Here is a 17,946-nt window from a genome sequence, read left to right on the forward strand (position 1 = left end):
TAATAAACAACGTCTGTAAAGGCGTTTAAATATTTTTAACCAAAATCCGCTTTACTTTGCGGTGTTATTTGACCAAAATCTGCTTTACTTCGTGGCGTTATTTGACCAAAATCTGCTTTGCTTCGTGGCGTTATTTGACCAAAATCTGCTTTGCTTCGCGGCGTTATTTGACCAAAATCTGCTTTGCTTCGCGGCGTTATTTGACCAAAATCTGCTTTGCTTCGCGGCGTTATTTGACCAAAATCTGCTTTACTCGAAATACTTGTTTTATTTTCTTCTTCCAGCAGACCTAGTGGAGTAAGAGTACCAATAGCAATCAAATTTGTCATTATAAAAGATTTTAAAATGATTTTTTTCATTTGATCTCCTCCATTATTTTTATAATGTTATCCCTTGCCTCGTGAGCTTTTTCAAAAAACAAAGCTTCATTTTGAAAATCATTCCTTTTTTTGAAGAATATAGCCAAGTCTAATGTTAGTTCAGCTACTTCAGACCACAGCCCTTGTTTTTTAAGATCTTCGAGAGATTCTGTTATTTTTTTTAGATTGTATTCTTCGTACATAGCGTGAATAAGATTGAATTTGGCGATGTGTTCAATTTCATTATGATTAATAGCTTTTAGATTACCAATTTCATATAACTGTCGCCCTTCTTCTTTTAGTCCTTTTTTATAAAGTACATAACTTAAATCGAACATGGTTTTTATTCCGATTACAGAGTCATGATGTTCTTGAATTAAAAGAGCCTGCTCAAGTGTTTCTTGTGCTTTTGAAAGTAAATTTCTTCGTGCATAGTTTAAACCTAAGTTTCTGTAAACTAATCCAGTAGTAAAAGGTTTGTTGTTTTCTTTCGCCATTGTTAGCGCTTCTTTGTAATGTCTTTCTGATTCTTCATACTGAAATAAATCTAGTTTAATAGCTGCAATGACCATTTTACTTGTGATAGTACGTTCTATATATGCAGTATCGTCTTTAAATAATTCGTTAGCTTTTACTGCATGATTTAAGGAGAGGAGGTGTTGGTCTATTCGATAGAAGGCAATAGCTAATTGGTAATGGAATTCCGCGATTTCTATTTTATCTGGAATCTTATGAAGTTTGTTTTCAGCGATCTTATAGAAATTAATTGCTTTTACATATTTCTTCTCATAGAAGGCGTATACTCCAGAAAAGAAGTAAAAGTAATATTGAATCATGTCATCAGTTTTTTTTTCGATGTCTGTTCTCTCTATTGCGTTTAAGATTTCACCTGTTTTTTTGTATTCTTCTAGCATCATGCTATAACGAGAGTCTACCAGGCTAAAATAAAGTAAAACATCTTGATTTTCTTCCATGTCATCAAACGAATTTTTGATCTCCTTTCGTAATGTTATTGCTTCTTCAATATTTCTTTTTTTGATTGATATGTACCATGCATTTAAACGGTTTACTACATGTTCATAATCAATCTTTGCCATTTTTACTGCCATTTGATCCTCCTTTATAAAATAGTTTTTTCTTTCCGAGGTTATAGACTCCCATATCAAATTGCCAATATGGTTACGATAGTTTAACTTATACTTATTATAACAATATTTAGGAATATTCATAGTGTTTTTGAGAAAAAAAGGAATAATCGTATGATAATCGTAAGGTATTTTCGCTAAAAAAATAGGTGTTTATACCCTTTTTGCTTAAATGTATTTTTTCTATTTATTACCTATTGAACATATATTATAATTCACAATAAGGAGGTGAAATAGATGAAAAAGAAAATTGTGTTACTATTGTTTGTGTTCTCAGTATTTGCGGTCTCATCAGTATCTGCTGCACCTGATAGAGAACCTATTTGTATTAAAGTTCCAGGCGGACAAGACATTTGTGAATGGTAAGTTTTATAAAAAATAAAAGTTTAGTTCGGAATAACTAAACTCTAATATGTTATTTTACATACTGTAGACAAGCTCTATGAAAAACGGGTTTGCCCACAGTCTTTTTAAATTGAATAAATACATTTCATAGGGTGTGTTTGGTTAACTGTATAGCTCAGTCTCCTCGATTTTCAAAAGGCTATAGATGATTTAGCCTTTACTAGATAATGAAATCCTCTGCAGTTTGCTATGCCTTTTTTATACCCACCCCCTAAAATAAACAATATTTAGATTCTTATCAAACAAACCTCCTCATTGAAAAATTCTACTACAATAAGGTGCTTTGATTCTTCCTCTAGCACGGTTCCAGATCCCCCTATATATGGGAATCGTTTACCTCTGTTTCGGTTACTTTTTCGCGAATATGGCCCATAGCCTTTTTAAGATTTCTATTTCCTGCTTTAACCAAAGGTTTTCTTTTTGAATCTCGGCCAACTCTTTCGGCGTCAAGGCTTCTTTCTCTGAACTGATCGAAATCGTTACTTCTTATACACCATACTCGCTACTTAGTTCTTTAACAGATCTGCTAGAATGATACAAATCCACAATCGTTTTCTTAAAACCAAGGTTATACTTTTTCCTGCAGGTTTACGTTCCAATTTGGACACATCCTCTTAACATTTATAATCACCTTGTTAGAAGCGATAATCAAAAATGAAGCTATTAAGATATAGATCCCATAATAATGCAGAATTTCATCTGTCTAGCGTATTGCATGTAGAAGCAATGCAATCCCATAAAGAAAAGACAAACTGATCGTTTCCAAATTTTCTTTCTATTCTTCTTATCAAGTGCATGCGATTGTCTTTCTCTTGCTTTTCTTGTCATTATTAAGGATACGAACTGTTTTAGAACTTTGAGGATTCTTCATTTTTTATTTCTAACCTTTATATTAAAATTCACATCGAATGCGCCTTGGTTACTAAGAAAAGACACAATTTATTCAGAGATAAAAATAATTTGACAAACAATTCAAAATAAAACAATAATAGATAGTGTAACTAGAAAATAATGATGTATCAAGAAGAAGGTTAGCCGATAATGGCTAACCTTTGATTTGCAATATATTTTAAAATCATACCTATTCTTTTCGAAATAGACCGGTAAACCTTAACACAATATTCATGAAATCATCATAGGATGAATCATTTTTTTTCCGGCGATTATACCATTTTCTGATGGTTTCTATTAGCCAAAAAGGAACGGATTTTCCATCAACAATATGATAATGCTCCTCATAGGCCTGTTTCAAATGCTCCCAGCGAAAGTCATTGCCAGATTGGACATACTCGGAAACATCTATCAATTTTGCTCTGCCATTTTGCAGTAAAATGTTCTTCAAATGGATATCACGCGGATTCAACCCTTTTTCTCTGACATACACTCTGGCATCTTCTACATCCTTTATCGCTTGTTTAGGTATATGGATTCCTTGCAGCAAACAATCGAAAAGCGTTTGGCCTGCTTCATAGCTTAAAACAAGGCAATTGTCATAAGAAGCAAAACAAGTAGAAAAGAATGGAGATTGTCCCAATATATTGTAGACTTCTTCCTCTATTTTTATCTTTGCCTTTTTATCCTCCGCATATAGTTTAAATGCAAAACCAGGAACGTCCAGGGATTGAAAGACTGCTGCGTCTGTCCCTACCCCAATACATCTAAGCGAGTCATGACTACCACAAATGGTCACAGGCTCATTATTCGAATTGGAAGTGACGTTAATCTGCGAAAGAGGTTCGATTGCAATATCCCATTTGTTATTCATCTTTTCTCCCTTCCCTTGCATTCACGGAAGTTGATTAATAAGCTCTTGTATGGTTACTATTTTGCTACTTATGGCAATACAGATACCAATTGCTTATTATGATGAGTATGAATGCAAGACTATACTTATGTCCAGCATTCTGAACTTTTTGCTTTGCATTTTTGACCGTTCGGATGAAGGAAATAAAATAAAAAGGAACCCATCATTATTAAAGATAATGGGTTCCTTTTTATAACATATCTATTACTTTTTCTTAACAGTGATCGTCCATTCAGCCTCGCCTACAGCTTCATAATTCGTTACTGCATGGCCATTCTCCGCTGCCCAACGAGGAATGCTTTCTGTTGCTTGAGTACAATCAAAGTTAATGATCAGCTCTTCGCCTGACTGAATTTCATCAATCACTTTCTTAGCTTCTACTAAAGGAAAAGGACAAACCTGCCCAACCACTTCTAATGTCTTTGCCATTATAAATCCCTCCTATGATGTTATCGCGGCTGAAGCCGCATTTGATTTTCCTGGACGAATAAAAACAAAATATGACGCTGTCCATGTTCCAAGAATAATAAAAATTAATGAAACCCAGCCTTGCCAAGTCATCATCGCCGTCATTACCAGGCCATTTCCAATCGAACAGCCGCCTGCTAAACTTGCACCAAACCCCATCAAATTCCCACCAAGAAAGCTGTTGATTCCCGTTTTTGTATCCGGCATGCGGAATCGGAATTCTCTGCTCGCTTTCGCAGCAATAAACGAGCCTAAAAAGATGCCGAGCACCAAAAATACTCCCCAATTGATTAATGAAACATCGCCTGTTACCGAGTATTGTAAAATATTCGCTGATGGCGTTGTAATACCTAATCCTGCCATCCTTCCTGTAGCTTGGCTCAAGGGCCATGCAGAAATAGCAATAACTCCTATTAATACAGCTGTAAAGAATGGATGCCAGCGCTTTTCAAATAACAGATGCCCGAGTCCCTTACGCTTTGGCTTCAAGGATGGAATGACCACTTTTGGTTTGCGCAGCTCTCTCATCACAATTGCAGCGACTATCACTACCAAAATGGCAATAAACACCCAAACTGAAATACCAGTCGTCTCTGCGATTGAATTGTTAGGCAGCTGGGTAGCCTGCATTGCCTGATTAACAGGCAGCAAGAACCCTGATTTCATTACCGCACTCATAAACATATAACCAAAAAGGGCGATCCAGCTTCCAATTAAACCTTCGCCTGCACGATACCACGTGCCGGTTGCACAACCTCCAGCCAAAACAATACCTATTCCAAAAATAAAAGAACCGATAATTACAGCTACCCAAGGAAATGCTCCAGCGGTAAATTGAATCAATCCAGTTTGAATTAAGATATAGACCCCAACACTTTGTACAGCAATTGCGATTAGAAGCGCGTAAAACATGCGATTATCCTTCGCTATATACATATCACGGAAACCGCCAGTTAGACAGAATCTGCCGCGCTGCATGACAAAACCCAGCAACGCCCCGCAAATCAACCCCGTGATCAACATTTGCATCATTTTCATCCCGCCTTTTGATAAAACATAGTAAACCAATATGATTTATATATTATATAACAATTTTATGATCAGCAATAGGTATATTTTAGGATATTTTAACCTTTTTTTGTATGATATTCCTTTATTTAATAATATCGATATCGCTTTAGAAAGCAACAAACTTGGTCTTAATCTAAGCCAAACACCCGATTGTTTTTTTAAATTCCTCACCCAAATCAGCTTTATACGCGAGGTTGGCTTTCTCATTACTATTAGGGATGTTCACATTGATGTTTTATCAGCTTTCGCATACTTTCACTTGTTCTTCATAATATGATTAAAAAAGGGGGAAAGGATTTGCACAGGCTTCCCGAAAATTATATAGGAGTTGAGTATCCCAATGAAATGCTGTCTATTATTAAAAGTGGGTTAAAGTCAAAAACAAAGCCGAAAAAAATACTTATAGCAGGTGCAGGCATTTCGGGATTAGTGGCAGCCTCCTTGCTCAAACAAGCCGGACACCAGGTTGCGGTCATTGAGGGAAATAGTCGAATAGGCGGAAGGATATACACAGTAAGGGAACCATTTACGAATGGAAACTATTTAGATTTAGGGGCAATGAGAATTCCAAACACACACGTCTTAGCCTTTGAATACATACGCAGATTCAGACTTCGCACAAATATTTTTAATCATTCCACACAGAAGGACCTTATCTTTGTTAATAACATCCATGTCTCTGTAGAAGCCTATGAAAAAAATCCAGATATATTAGGCTTCCCTGTTCGGGAATGGGAAAAGGGAAAAACAGCGGCTGAGCTTTTCTTAATTGCCGTTCAGCCATTTATGGACCTCTATGAAAATAGCTCTCTATCAGAACAGATTTTCTTGAGCAAGCAATTTGGTAAATATTCTATGGAAACCTTTTTAAAAAAGAATCCGCTCGGTCCTTCGCTATCATCGACCGCCATCAATATGATCAACGTAATGCTGGGCATTGAAGGCTTTAAGGAACTAGCTTTTATCAGTATATTATCAGTAACTTTTCCGCTTTTTAAACATGGCATCAAATTTTATGAGATCACCGGTGGCAATGACAATCTCCCATACGCTTTTACCCCTGAATTGCATTCTGAAATCTTACTTAATGAGAAGATAGAAAAGATTACTCAAACAAGGGAGGGCGTTCTCTTTCAAACAAAGAATCAGATAACAGGTGAATTCCATACTTATTCAGGCGATTACGCCATCCTGACTATCCCTTTTACCGCTATGCAATTTGTTGAGATTTCACCTTATTCATCTATTTCATTTAAGAAAAGGCAAGCCATTCATGAGTTGCAGAATATCCCTGCCATCAAAATCGGCATCGAATTCAAGCATCGTTTCTGGGAAGCAAACAATCAAGGAAACGCCATTTCAGATTTACCTATACGATTCAGTTATATTCCTAGTCATGATCTAGGAAAAAGCGGTCCGGGTGTCCTTTTAGCAAGCTATTGCTGGGGGCATGATGCTTTATTGTGGAATAGCTTGTATGATAAAGAAATCATCTATTATGCACTCAAGGAGCTGGCCAAAGTTTACGGCAACGTGGTTTACCAGGAATATATGCAAGGATTTTCATTCGATTGGAGCAGAAACCCATTTTCAGCAGGATGCTTAACATTATTTTCACCAACTCAACAAGCCGCTTTCGGCAAAACCATTCAACAAACTGAGGGACGGCTCCATTTTGCTGGAGAACATGCCTCATCTTTTCCTGGATGGATAGAAGGAGCAATTGAGTCCGGTATACGCGCTGCACATGAGGTGAGTGGCATACAATAGGAAGTGAAGTAAATTGTTTCTATTAAGTATATAATCGCTTCTTTTTTATCAAAAAAGCGTGGAAAGCAGATTGCCGCTTCCCACGCTTCTTCCTCTTATTCATTATTTACTTTAACAAGCTGCTTGCCGGTATTTTCCCCGCGAAACAAGCCAATAAATGCATCAGGAGTGTTTTCCAGTCCTTCAATCACATTCTCGCGATATTTGATTGAGCCTTCACTCACCCATTGGCCAAGCTGCTTTAAACCCTCTCGGTGCTGTTTAGCAAAGTCTCCGACTATGAAGCCTTGCATGAGTGCGCTTTTTTGGATTAATTGTCCTTGGACTCTTGGACCTGAGTCAATAGATTGCAGATTGTAAGCTGAGATTTGGCCGCATAAAATAATTCTTGATTGATAGTTGATCCTTCTGATCACTGCGTCGGAAATCTCGCCGCCTACATTGTCAAAGTATATATCTACACCATTTGGACAATGTTCTTTGAGCTTCTGCTTTACATTATCGGTTTTATAATTAATTACTTGATCAAAACCAAGCTCTTCTTTCAAGTATTTGCACTTTTCCGCCGTACCTGCGATTCCTACGACATAACAGCCTTTGATTTTAGCAATTTGGCCTACAGTAGAACCTACTGCGCCAGCAGCTCCCGATACGACAACCGTTTCCCCCTGCTTTGGCTTTCCAATATCCAAGAAGCCAAAATATGCAGTCAGTCCAGGCATGCCAACAACGCCAACTGCTGTGGAAATAGGTGCCAGGCTAGGATCAATCTTTCTAATATTATCTCCTTTTGATACAGCGTAATCTGCCCAGCTCAAGCGGCCTTCTATGATATCTCCAATTTGGAATTTTTCGTTGCGGGATTCTACAACCTTACCTACGACTCCACCGCTTAACACCTCGTTTAATTCAAACGGATCGGCATAGGTTTTGACTCCATTCATCCTGCCTCTCATATACGGATCGACAGACAAATAAATCGTACGGATTAATACTTCACCATCCCCAATTTCAGGGACATCTTTCGTAATAAGCTTAAAGTTATCTTGGTTAGGCATTCCTTCTGGTCTTTTAACTAACAGAATACTTCTGTTTTCCATAATGTATTCCTCCTCAAATTATAGGGTACTGCCTCCATCAACACTTAATACTGTGCCAGTTACAAAGTCGCTTGCTGAAGATGCTAGATAGATGGCTGCTCATTTAAGCAAGTGTTCATCGCCAATTTTTCTTAAAGGAATTGTTTTTAGGATTGATTCTTCGTTTTTATCAAGTATTCCTGCTGACATTTTAGTCCGAAACATGCCAGGAGCAATTGCATTGACATAGATATTATGCCGTGCCCATTTAATCGCTAAATCTTTTGTAAAATGGATGACAGCCGCTTTGCTTGTTGTATAGCCAATTGTATTAGTCACTTCAGGCTCTCTTACAGTTAATCCTGCAGCTGAAGCAATATTGATGATTTTTCCGTATCGCCTCTCAATCATATGCTTTCCAACAGCTTGGCTTAAGAGAAAGGTGCCAGTTACATTCACATCTAATACTTTTCTCCAAGCCTCCAAAGGCATCTCTTCGACAGGTGCTCCCCAAGTGGCTCCGCTATTATTAACCAATATATCAATTTGGCCAAAATCACGCAGAATTTGCTGAAAAAGCTCTTTTACGCCTGTTTCATCCGTTACATCAAGCTCATATCCATATGCTTTCACACCATATTTCTCAGATAGATTGCCAGCAACTTCTTCGCAATTGGACTTTTTTCGTGAACATAGGGCAAGGTGGCATCCTCTTTCGGCATAAATCTCTGCAATTTGCTCGCCCAGTCCCCGCCCTCCACCTGTTATTAACGCTACTCTGCCAGTCAAATCAAATAATTGATTAAAATTCATCCCATCACCTCATTAGCGGGGAATCTTTTGATGACGAGCCACGATGCTTTCCCTTGCTTGATTATATTGTTGTTTTAATTCTGCGGTAATTTCCTCTATCGATTGGACTTCATGAATAGATCCTATGCCTTGTCCAGCGCCCCAAACGTCTCTCCATGCTTTTACTTTATTATTTAGTTCGCCAAAGTTTATTTCTTTTTTCACTAAATTGGCTGGATCTAAACCTGAATTAATAATGCTCGGAATTAAATAGTTCGCGTTTACTCCGCTGAAGGCGTCTGTATAAATAATGTCATCAATTCCTGAATCAATAATCATTTGCTTATATTCGTTCTGAGCTAAGCTTTCCTTTGCAGTAATAAACCTTGTTCCCATATAAGCGATATCAGCACCAAGAATTTCTGCAGCTAAAATATCTTCTCCTTTAGATATTCCGCCAGCAAGCATTAGCGGACCGTCGAAGAATTCTCTTACCTCATGAATAAATGCAATTGGATTGTAAGTTCCTGCATGTCCACCAGCTCCGCTTGTCACCAGTACGAGACCATCTGCGCCTTTTTCTAACGCTTTCTTTGCAAATTTAATATTAATAACATCAGAAATAACCATACCGCCATATTTATGTACAATCTCTGCAACTGGACCTGGATCACCAAGTGATGTAATAACTATAGGAGGCTCGTATTGTTCAATTAGTTTAAGATCTTCTATATACCTTTTATTTGAACGATGAGTGATAAAATTGATTCCCCATGGGGCTGCTTTTTTATCTGGGTTTTCGTTATTAAATTCGGTTAATTCTGTGTTTATTTGACTCATCCATTCTTGTAAAATCTCTTCTGAGCGGGCGTTTAGAGCTGGAAATGTGCCAACTACACCAGATTTGCAAGAATTAATTACGAATGCTGGATTGCTGATTAAAAACATAGGTGCAACCATTACTGGCAGACTTAAAGATTCCTTCATACTTTCAAAGTTGTTGTTTTTCATTATGAGACCTCCTAAATTTATATCAAAGAGATCGGCATGAACATTCAGCCGACCTCTTTTCAAGCTAATTAGTCAACTTCTTTTAGCACAATTTCACCGTCTTCTACTGTAGCCATCCTTATTAAGTTTACGAGACCGCCTTCCTCATCAATGCTAGGAATCTCATAAACTTTTTTATCGTCTGGTAAATTGTCTAATCCATCTTGAATATGTTCTCTAATTACTTTTGCATCATCAACATTTTCGGCTGCTTTCATTGCTTCTACTAATAGATAAGTAGCTAAATAATGATAGCCTGCCTCAGAGCCAGGATCCTTCTTGTATAAATCACGATACTTATCAATAAACTCAGGTGTTCCTGGGTACTCCGTATAGATAAGAGGTGTAACGCCAACTGATCCTTCTAAAGGCTCGTAAGTTTCAGTCACGTTCTTCATCTCATCCAGCTTGGCCTGATCCATTATGATAAATCCACCCTCAAATCCAAGTTCTCTCGCCTGCATAACCACCTTTGCAGTTGGCTCTGAAGCACCGCCTATGAATAATACATCAGGATCTTCCTTTAAAGTATTTGTCAGAATGGTGAAGAAGTCTGTATCCTTTGCGAAATCGATTGAAGCTTGGTGCACGACCTCTCCACCGTGTTCCTCCCAATAAGGGACAATCGCTTCAGCCCAATCTTTTCCGTATTGCGTGACTGGTGGAAGGGCTGCCAGTTTCTTGCCGAATCTTTCCATCGCATAGGTTGAAAAAGGTTCTACATAACCTTCATAGCTTGGTGGAATTCTAACTGTGAGTTTATTACCTCTTTCAGTAATATCCGGTTCGCTTGAATAGGCAACAATCAAGAAGTTATCAATCTCATTAAATACCTGTAATGCTGCAATTCCCCCGCTATGCGGAGAGAAAATGATTGGCGTTTTACTCTCTTGAACTAGCCTTTTCCCATTTGAAGCGGTTTCATTAGGCATGTATTTATCGTCAAGGGAAACAAGGTTTAACTTATACTTCTCCCCTGCTACCTCAAATCCCTCTTTATTAATTTCATTTACTGCCATTTTTAAGCCGTTTAAAGTATTTTCACCATATAGAGCTGCTGCTCCGCTAAGAGGTCCGCTATACCCTATATTTACTACCTTCTCTTTACTAGAGCCTCCACTGGACTCTGCACATGCTGACATCATAACCACTGCAAAAGCTAAGCTGATAATGAATAACATTTTTATCTTTTTCATTGGTATTTTCCCTCCCTATTAAAAGTGGAGTTGGCCTGATTGAGGAAGCACGGTATTGGGTGCCCGCAACCATTTCAACTGGTTGATTTATTTTTCAAGCTCCAATATAGGCCTTTCTTACTTCTTCATTAGAAAATAGCTCGTCTGAAGTTCCATTAACAACTATTTTTCCATTTTCATAGACATAGCCTTTGTCAGCGATACTTAGAGCAGCATTTGCATTTTGTTCTGCCAATAGAATCGTGGTGCCTTCCTGATTAATATGCTGGATGCTTTTAAACATTTGCTCAACAATCAAAGGGGCTAATCCAATCGACGGTTCATCAAGGAGCATAAGCTTCGGCTTGGACATGAGCGCCCTACCAATTGCCAGCATTTGCTGTTGCCCTCCGCTTAATGAGCCAGCTGGGTCATCTCTTTTGTCATATAATATAGGGAACAATTCGTTTACTTCTTCTAAAGATTGCTTAATTTGATTTTTCTTCCTTCGATGTACATAAGCACCCATCATTAAGTTTTGCTGAACACTCATTTGCGGGAATAGTTTTCGATCTTCTGCACATTGCACAATGCCAAGCTGGACAATTTTATCAGGGGTTTTCCCGCCTATTTGTTCATCTTCAAAAAAGATTTCACCTGCTGCCGGTTTCAACAATCCACTAATCGTCTTAAATGTTGTACTTTTTCCAGCTCCATTCGCACCAAGTAATACCACGATTTCTCCTTCATTTACTTCAATGTTGACATCTTTAATACTTGTGTATTTCCCATATTTTGCAGTAAGGTTTTTTATACTAAGCACTGACACTCCCTCCCCCTAGATAAGCTTTAATCACCTCTTCATTATTCTTAATTTCATCAGGTGTACCCTCCGCAATTTTCTCTCCATAATTCAAGACCATTATATGATCGGCTAAACTCATAATCATTTGCATTTTATGCTCTATTAAACAGACTGTAATGCCTTGTTCAGCCATCTTTTTTATTAGCAAAGACAGCTCTTCCGTTTCATCTGGATTGACACCTGCAGTCGGCTCATCTAAGAAAACAATTTCAGGATCAGTTGCCAGAGCCAGTGCAAAAGCTACTCGCTTCTTTTCCTCCTGTGAAATATTTGCAACCAGCTGATCGCTGACATTCGCTAAACCCGTAAATTCCAATACCTCTAGCGCTTTCTCTTTACACCTTTCTTCCTCTTCCTTCAACCGTTTTGTTCGGAAAATAGCATCAAATAAATTTGATTTTGTTCGCAGTCGATGTCCGACAATTACATTGTCAAATACGGTAGACATTTCAAAGAGATTGGTTGTCTGGAATGTTCTTGCCATACCTAATAGGGCGATTTTATTAGCTGGAAGCTTGGTTATATCCTCCCCTTTATAAAATATCTGTCCTTCGGTAGGTGGATGTACCCCGGTAATAAGATTAAAGAAAGTCGATTTACCTGCTCCATTTGGTCCGATAATGGCATTTACCTTTCCTTGTTCTATTGAAAAGTCGACATGCTTAACTGCGATATTGCCGCCAAATTTTTTCGTTAAATGCTTTGTTTCTAATATCATTCTTTACCCCTCCTTTACATGCCCCTTCGATGTGATTACTTTCTTTTTAGTCTTCCAATTGGCATATTGCATCAATATAAAACCGACAATGCCGCGTGGTGAAAAAATGATTAATAACGTTAGAAGCGGTCCAAAAATAAGCATTCGGTAATCTTGTAGAAATTGCAGGTTTTGCGAAAGTAATACAATTAAGAATGTTCCGACAATTGGACCTGCAAATGTACCGATTCCTCCTACAATCATATAAGTAAGCAAATCGAACGTAATCGTAGTATAAGCAATTTCCGGTCCAATGAATCGAATAAACCCTGCATACATCGCGCCCGCTAAACCAGCAAAAAACGTCGAAAGCACAAAAGATAGCAGTTTATTTTTCTTAGTTGAGATTCCCAGCGATAACGCCAGCTCCTCACTATTTCTTATCGCTATAAAGGTTCTGCCTGTTAATGAGTGAATAATCCGGTAAATGACAAGTACAACAAGTAGAAATACGACCAAAGCAAAATAATATTGTGAGATTGGTGAAGTAAATGAGATAGGACCGATTGCCTCCGGTGCTGGGATACCAATTAAGCCACGCACACCCTCTGTTAAACTTTCCCACTTATCAATCACTAAATAAATGATATAACCAACGCATAAGGTATAAATCGCAAAGAAATGTTCCTTTGTCCTTAGTGCGAATAAGCCAACAACTAAACCGATGATCATCGTGATTAGAGGAGCTAACAAGAAAGCCATCCAAAAAGAAAATCCTGCTTTTACTGTAAGCAGACCTAATGCATATGCACCTATGGCAAAGAATCCACCATGAGCTAATGATAAGTAGCCAGTATAGCCTGCTAATAAATTCAACCCGTAAACAGCAATCGTCCAAATAAACGCGAGCGTTAAAATATGCAGATAGTATTGATTTTGAATCACGAATGGAAAAGCCGCTGCTAACAAGATTAGTAAAATAATAATGTTTCTCTTATTCAATAATTTCATTCTCTACGCTCCCCCTTTGGAAAATATACCTTGGGGCTTGGCAGATAAAATAATAATGAGTAACACAAATGCAATTAAATCTTTATAATCACTAGAAATATAGGTAGCACCAATGCTCTCAGTAAATCCTAAAATATATCCGCCTAATATAGCACCTGGAATACTGCCCATTCCCCCTATAATGATAATAACAAAGGCTTTTAATATAACTAAATGACCCATACCCGGAAATACAAGATTAATTGGTGATGTTAATGAAGCTCCAATTGCAGCAAGGGCGCCGGCTATGAAGAAAGTAAGAATGGCCACTTTATTTGTATTGATCCCTACGAGAGCTGCACCTTCACGGTTCTGAGCCATTGCAATGATGGTGGAGCCGATAAAAGTTTTCTTTAAAAACCAGTACAGGAATATCATTACAGCAATTGCTGCTGCAACAATAATGATTCTTTGCAGCGTCAATGTTAAACCGAATACATTGACCACCTGCCCAAACGGTGTGGGCATTTGGCGATAATCAGCTCCCCATAGTAATTGGGCGAGCGCTTCCAAAAATAACAATATTCCAATAGCCGCTACCTTATCCTGAATTGGCGGGGAATGACGGAGAGGATGAAAAACAAGCCTCTCCATTAATACACTTAATACCCCTACAACAATAATCGACACAAGAATCGCAAGAATATAATGCAAGCCCGCGTTGGTCATCATGATTAGTGTTATATAGCCACCAACCATATATAACGCCCCATGAGCAAAGTTAGGGATATGCAATATCCCATAAACCAATGTTAGCCCCAGGGCTACAAGACTATATACACTGCCAATCGTTAACCCGTTGAAAAGCTGCTGCAGCAATAATTCCATTCTTTTTTCACCCCTTAATTATTCAGTTGCAATCTTTTATATGCAGGTATCTTTATGTTAAACCTCACTATGATTCACTACTTTCGCTTCTTCCTCCTCTTTTAGCTTGCGCCATAATATCTTTCCGCTGCTAGTCATTGGAAACTTGGTTCTGAACTCAATGACGCGAGGATATTTATAAGCCGCCATCTGTTTCTTAGACCATTCTACTAATTCGGATTCATCAATCTTCCCATCATAATCTTCATTTAAGATAACAAAGGCTTTTACCGATTCTCCTTTTCTCTCGTCAGGAATGCCAACAACGCAAGCTTGCTGAACCGCTGGATGACGATATAGATGGGATTCTATTTCTGTTGGCCAAACTTTATAACCGGAGACATTGATCATCCGTTTCACGCGGTCAACAATGAAGAAATATCCCTCTTCATCACATCTTCCCATATCTCCCGTTCGGAAAAATCGTTTACCATCCAATTCAATAAAAGCGCTTTCATTTTCTTCATTCCTATTATAATAGCCCGTCATTACTTGATGTCCGTGTACAATAATTTCTCCCACTTCATTGACATCAAGCTCCTTCTTAGTAACCGGATCAATTATTCTCGCATCCACATCAAAGAATGGAATGCCAAGACATTGCATTTTGGGTCGTTCTACAGGATTAGAATGCGTTTGGGCAATGGTTTCTGATAATCCATAGCCTTCCAGGAAGGTTAAACCGGTTAACTGCTGAAGCTTTTCACCAACAGCTTCAGGTAGTGTCGCGCCTCCTCCCGAAATGCCAATAAGGGATGAAACTTTATACGCATCCAACTTTGGATTAGATATAAAATCAATAATCATCGTACTAATAGCAATCCAGTTCGTACATTGCTGCTGATCAATTAAATCCAGAGCTGCCTGCCTGTTCCACCTTGTCATAATAACCATTGTTCCTCCCGTATAAATAGGAACATGCATGCTTTGCACCATTCCTGTTACATGGAAAAACGGCAAGGTTGATAAATGCACATTACTGGCAGACACTCTTCCCCATACTGCACCGCCAGCGACATTGGCTTGAACAGAACGATGGGTATGCATGCACCCTTTTGGCAGTCCAGTTGTTCCAGATGTATAAGGCAGAACGACAAGATCATTTGGGTGCGCGTTATAGGATTGTGGAACTTCATTTTTATCAATGCAGCTTTTCCATGAATGAAGATGATCTTCATCCCATTTTTTTGGTAATTCTTTTACTTCTGCGGGTAATTCTATTTCGAAATCTTTGTCAATATAGTCTGAGTATGAGGCAATGAGGAGATTTTCCAATGTTGTCGTTTGGACGAGAGGCTGAATATTTGTGTATAATTCCTGACCAATAATTGCTGTTTTAATTTGGCAATCTTTAATATAAAACTCCATTTCATGTGATAGCAGCATAGGATTAATTGGAACAACAACTGCTCCTGCCCTTGTAATGGCATAATAACTAATGATAAATTGAGGAGAATTTTGCATGAATAACAGAATTTTCTCATCCTTGATTATTTTAAGTTCATTTTGTAAATAGCCAGCAACGCTGTTTACTTCTTCAAGTAATTCACGATAGGTCATCTTCTTCCCATAAAAGAAAATCGCATTTTGATTAGGATAGCGGGCAGCGGTCACTTCTAAATTATTGTAAATAGAAGACTCTGGGACAATTAGCGTTTTTGGCAACCTTGGCCAATGTTCAAAATGACGAGTTTGCATGAATATCCCCCTTAATTTCTTATTAAATTAAGCTCTACCCTAGCATGAATGCAGGCTGGTTCAAAGTTGGGGGAACAGCTCCCCCAACATAAATCCTCTCGTATTAACTGTTAAACCTTGGCTCTCTTTTCTCTTTAAACGCCAGCACTCCTTCATGATGATCATTTGTAGTAACCATTGTTGCTTGGGTAATCCGTTCTTGCTCAAGCACTTCCTCAAGTGTTGAATTAAGCGATTGATTGGCAATTTTTTTAATAAATCCATATGAAAGACATGGCCCTGCAGCTAGTTTCTGTGCATATGCTTCAACTTTTTGTTCAAATTCATTCTTCTTATAGATGTGATTCACAATGCCGAGGTCATGGGCTTTTTCGACTGATAGCGGTTCAGCATTAAAGAATAGCTCTTTTGCTTTATTCAATCCGATTAATCTTGGCAGAAAATACAGCCCGCCGCCATCAGAAATTAAGCCTACCTTGGAAAAACTTAGAATAAACTTTGAATTTTCTTCAGCCAATATGAGATCACTTGCTAAGGCGAGATTAAATCCTGCTCCGGCAGCATATCCGTGCACAGCGGCTATAATTGGTTTTTCTAAACTGTCCATCATTACAATCAATTCATTCAATTTGCCTATATGCTCATAGGTCGCAAGGGGGCTGCCGCTGCCCATACGTTTAACATCACCGCCTGCACTGAATGCCCTTCCGGCTCCTTTTAAAATAATCACACGGATGCTTTGATCTGCTTTTGCTTTTGTTAATGAATCCTTTAATCCTTGGATAATTTCAGCACTGAAGGAATTTAAGCTTTCAGGCCTATTTAATGTTAAAGTCATAACACCCGTTTTTACATCGATTAATAAATCATTTGCAATTGATTCCATTTCTCAACACTCCTCTTTTATTTATCAATAACCACCATACCGTTTTCTTTGACAACCGGAGAAATATTATAAATGTCCCTTGATGCAACAAAAGCAACTTCATCATCCATACCATATTTAGAGAGCATTCTTCCTACACGCGAGGCTTTTAGAAGCTCTTCACCTCTATCTGCTGCTCCTTTGAAAAACTGGTGTGCTGCTAGAGCAGAGTCAGTCAATTCCCAGCTATGATCTGATTGTCTCAATAGGCATTCAATATAATATCCAACACCATAAAAGTCCTCAAGATTAAAGGAACCAGATGATCCAGAGCAAACGAGCACTATCGTTTCATCCGTATGTTGTTCAAGCACTTGCTTCGCCGAAAACGCCGCATTTAATAGAGACGCAACAAATACCTGTTTCGCTTCAATGGCATTTCTAATAGCCACCGTTCCATTTGTTGTCGATAAGATGACAGTTTTTTCTTTTACAACACCTTTTAGTTCTTGTGGGTGGGGAGAGTGAAAGCCTTCTATCGTTAAACCTTGATACTCACCAACTAATAGGTAGGATTCTTTCTCTCTGCTCTCTGCTTCTAATAGAGCTGCCTCCCCATTCAAAACAGGAAGTACTTCCTTTGCTCCATTTTTCAAAACAGAAGTGATCACAGAGGTAGCCATCAAAATATCAAATACAACGACCAGTTTATTTTCATTCAGCTTTTCCTTATTTAAATCTTCCTTGCATAATATAACATGCAGTTTCCCCATTTTCGCACCTCAT

At 38.3% G+C, this 17,946-nt stretch carries 17 protein-coding genes and 1 pseudogene; 2 read left to right on the top strand and 16 right to left on the bottom strand.

Going from position 1 to position 17,946, the window contains the following annotated elements; all coding sequences use genetic code 11:
- Positions 1-35: 35 nt before the first annotated feature.
- Positions 36-359 (bottom strand): hypothetical protein, encoded by a 324-nt coding sequence (locus tag J2S17_RS07895; RefSeq protein WP_307473584.1) that lies wholly within the window; start codon positions 357-359, stop codon positions 36-38.
- A complete protein-coding gene (locus tag J2S17_RS07900; protein ID WP_307473586.1) occupies positions 356-1,468 on the bottom strand; it encodes a Rap family tetratricopeptide repeat protein in 1,113 nt (370 codons plus the stop codon). Before J2S17_RS07900 ends, J2S17_RS07895 begins: the two co-directional genes overlap by 4 nt.
- A gap of 273 nt (positions 1,469-1,741) precedes the next feature.
- On the opposite strand from J2S17_RS07900, the gene J2S17_RS07905 reads away from it, so the two are divergent.
- The gene (locus J2S17_RS07905; protein ID WP_307473588.1) at positions 1,742-1,870 is read left to right on the top strand and encodes a hypothetical protein; all 129 of its coding nucleotides are present in this window, start codon (positions 1,742-1,744) and stop codon (positions 1,868-1,870) included.
- A 1,120-nt stretch (positions 1,871-2,990) separates the two neighbouring features.
- On the opposite strand, the gene J2S17_RS07910 is transcribed toward J2S17_RS07905, so the two are convergent.
- From J2S17_RS07910 to J2S17_RS07920, 3 genes are all read right to left on the bottom strand, one after another.
- The gene (locus J2S17_RS07910) at positions 2,991-3,674 is read right to left on the bottom strand and encodes a serine/threonine protein kinase (RefSeq protein ID WP_307473589.1); all 684 of its coding nucleotides are present in this window, start codon (positions 3,672-3,674) and stop codon (positions 2,991-2,993) included.
- A 243-nt stretch (positions 3,675-3,917) separates the two neighbouring features.
- On the bottom strand, positions 3,918-4,142 hold the full coding sequence (locus J2S17_RS07915; RefSeq protein ID WP_307473591.1) for a sulfurtransferase TusA family protein: 225 nt from the start codon (positions 4,140-4,142) through the stop codon (positions 3,918-3,920).
- Positions 4,143-4,154: 12 nt separating this feature from the next.
- The gene (locus J2S17_RS07920) at positions 4,155-5,213 is read right to left on the bottom strand and encodes a YeeE/YedE family protein (RefSeq protein ID WP_307473593.1); all 1,059 of its coding nucleotides are present in this window, start codon (positions 5,211-5,213) and stop codon (positions 4,155-4,157) included.
- Between the two features lie 336 nt (positions 5,214-5,549).
- Between J2S17_RS07920 and J2S17_RS07925 the strand changes: the two genes are divergently transcribed.
- Positions 5,550-7,022: a flavin monoamine oxidase family protein gene (locus J2S17_RS07925; RefSeq protein WP_307473595.1), complete on the top strand. Its 1,473-nt coding sequence runs from the start codon at positions 5,550-5,552 to the stop codon at positions 7,020-7,022.
- Between the two features lie 95 nt (positions 7,023-7,117).
- Here J2S17_RS07925 and curA read toward each other — a convergent pair whose 3' ends face one another.
- The 11 genes and pseudogenes from curA to J2S17_RS07980 form a co-directional block, all read right to left on the bottom strand.
- A complete protein-coding gene (curA, locus tag J2S17_RS07930; protein WP_307473597.1) occupies positions 7,118-8,122 on the bottom strand; it encodes an NADPH-dependent curcumin/dihydrocurcumin reductase in 1,005 nt (334 codons plus the stop codon).
- Positions 8,123-8,140: 18 nt separating this feature from the next.
- A pseudogene (locus tag J2S17_RS07935) lies at positions 8,141-8,914 on the bottom strand (SDR family oxidoreductase).
- A 12-nt stretch (positions 8,915-8,926) separates the two neighbouring features.
- The gene (locus J2S17_RS07940; RefSeq protein WP_307473599.1) at positions 8,927-9,904 is read right to left on the bottom strand and encodes an NAD(P)H-dependent flavin oxidoreductase; all 978 of its coding nucleotides are present in this window, start codon (positions 9,902-9,904) and stop codon (positions 8,927-8,929) included.
- Positions 9,905-9,972: 68 nt separating this feature from the next.
- Positions 9,973-11,139 carry an ABC transporter substrate-binding protein gene (locus tag J2S17_RS07945; RefSeq protein ID WP_307473601.1) on the bottom strand — a complete coding sequence of 389 codons (1,167 nt, stop codon included), beginning with the start codon at positions 11,137-11,139 and terminating at the stop codon, positions 9,973-9,975.
- A 94-nt stretch (positions 11,140-11,233) separates the two neighbouring features.
- On the bottom strand, positions 11,234-11,941 hold the full coding sequence (locus tag J2S17_RS07950) for an ABC transporter ATP-binding protein (RefSeq protein WP_307473602.1): 708 nt from the start codon (positions 11,939-11,941) through the stop codon (positions 11,234-11,236).
- Entirely contained in the window at positions 11,934-12,701 is a 768-nt protein-coding gene (locus J2S17_RS07955; RefSeq protein ID WP_307473604.1) for an ABC transporter ATP-binding protein, read from the bottom strand. Before J2S17_RS07955 ends, J2S17_RS07950 begins: the two co-directional genes overlap by 8 nt.
- Positions 12,702-12,704: 3 nt before the next feature.
- Positions 12,705-13,691 (bottom strand): branched-chain amino acid ABC transporter permease, encoded by a 987-nt coding sequence (locus tag J2S17_RS07960; protein WP_307473606.1) that lies wholly within the window; start codon positions 13,689-13,691, stop codon positions 12,705-12,707.
- A 3-nt stretch (positions 13,692-13,694) separates the two neighbouring features.
- Complete coding sequence (locus J2S17_RS07965; RefSeq protein WP_307473608.1) at positions 13,695-14,558, bottom strand: branched-chain amino acid ABC transporter permease; 864 nt, start codon at positions 14,556-14,558, stop codon at positions 13,695-13,697.
- A gap of 57 nt (positions 14,559-14,615) precedes the next feature.
- Entirely contained in the window at positions 14,616-16,295 is a 1,680-nt protein-coding gene (locus J2S17_RS07970) for a long-chain fatty acid--CoA ligase (protein ID WP_307473611.1), read from the bottom strand.
- A 103-nt stretch (positions 16,296-16,398) separates the two neighbouring features.
- Positions 16,399-17,181 (bottom strand): enoyl-CoA hydratase/isomerase family protein, encoded by a 783-nt coding sequence (locus J2S17_RS07975; protein WP_307473613.1) that lies wholly within the window; start codon positions 17,179-17,181, stop codon positions 16,399-16,401.
- Positions 17,182-17,198: 17 nt separating this feature from the next.
- A complete protein-coding gene (locus J2S17_RS07980; RefSeq protein ID WP_307473615.1) occupies positions 17,199-17,933 on the bottom strand; it encodes a 2-phosphosulfolactate phosphatase in 735 nt (244 codons plus the stop codon).
- Positions 17,934-17,946: the final 13 nt, after the last annotated feature.

The organism is Cytobacillus purgationiresistens (genome assembly GCF_030813235.1).
In the GTDB taxonomy this organism is placed as follows: domain Bacteria; phylum Bacillota; class Bacilli; order Bacillales; family Cytobacillaceae; genus Cytobacillus; species Cytobacillus purgationiresistens.

Bases quoted from the DNA above. Each gene is read 5' to 3' on its own strand.
- J2S17_RS07895 (WP_307473584.1), bottom strand. From the start codon at position 359: ATGAAAAAAATCATTTTAAAATCTTTTATAATGACAAATTTGATTGCT.
- J2S17_RS07900 (WP_307473586.1), bottom strand. From the start codon at position 1,468: ATGGCAGTAAAAATGGCAAAGATTGATTATGAACATGTAGTAAACCGT.
- J2S17_RS07905 (WP_307473588.1), top strand. From the start codon at position 1,742: ATGAAAAAGAAAATTGTGTTACTATTGTTTGTGTTCTCAGTATTTGCG.
- J2S17_RS07910 (WP_307473589.1), bottom strand. From the start codon at position 3,674: ATGAATAACAAATGGGATATTGCAATCGAACCTCTTTCGCAGATTAAC.
- J2S17_RS07915 (WP_307473591.1), bottom strand. From the start codon at position 4,142: ATGGCAAAGACATTAGAAGTGGTTGGGCAGGTTTGTCCTTTTCCTTTA.
- J2S17_RS07920 (WP_307473593.1), bottom strand. From the start codon at position 5,213: ATGATGCAAATGTTGATCACGGGGTTGATTTGCGGGGCGTTGCTGGGT.
- curA (WP_307473597.1), bottom strand. From the start codon at position 8,122: ATGGAAAACAGAAGTATTCTGTTAGTTAAAAGACCAGAAGGAATGCCT.
- J2S17_RS07940 (WP_307473599.1), bottom strand. From the start codon at position 9,904: ATGAAAAACAACAACTTTGAAAGTATGAAGGAATCTTTAAGTCTGCCA.
- J2S17_RS07945 (WP_307473601.1), bottom strand. From the start codon at position 11,139: ATGAAAAAGATAAAAATGTTATTCATTATCAGCTTAGCTTTTGCAGTG.
- J2S17_RS07955 (WP_307473604.1), bottom strand. From the start codon at position 12,701: ATGATATTAGAAACAAAGCATTTAACGAAAAAATTTGGCGGCAATATC.
- J2S17_RS07960 (WP_307473606.1), bottom strand. From the start codon at position 13,691: ATGAAATTATTGAATAAGAGAAACATTATTATTTTACTAATCTTGTTA.
- J2S17_RS07965 (WP_307473608.1), bottom strand. From the start codon at position 14,558: ATGGAATTATTGCTGCAGCAGCTTTTCAACGGGTTAACGATTGGCAGT.
- J2S17_RS07970 (WP_307473611.1), bottom strand. From the start codon at position 16,295: ATGCAAACTCGTCATTTTGAACATTGGCCAAGGTTGCCAAAAACGCTA.
- J2S17_RS07975 (WP_307473613.1), bottom strand. From the start codon at position 17,181: ATGGAATCAATTGCAAATGATTTATTAATCGATGTAAAAACGGGTGTT.
- J2S17_RS07980 (WP_307473615.1), bottom strand. From the start codon at position 17,933: ATGGGGAAACTGCATGTTATATTATGCAAGGAAGATTTAAATAAGGAA.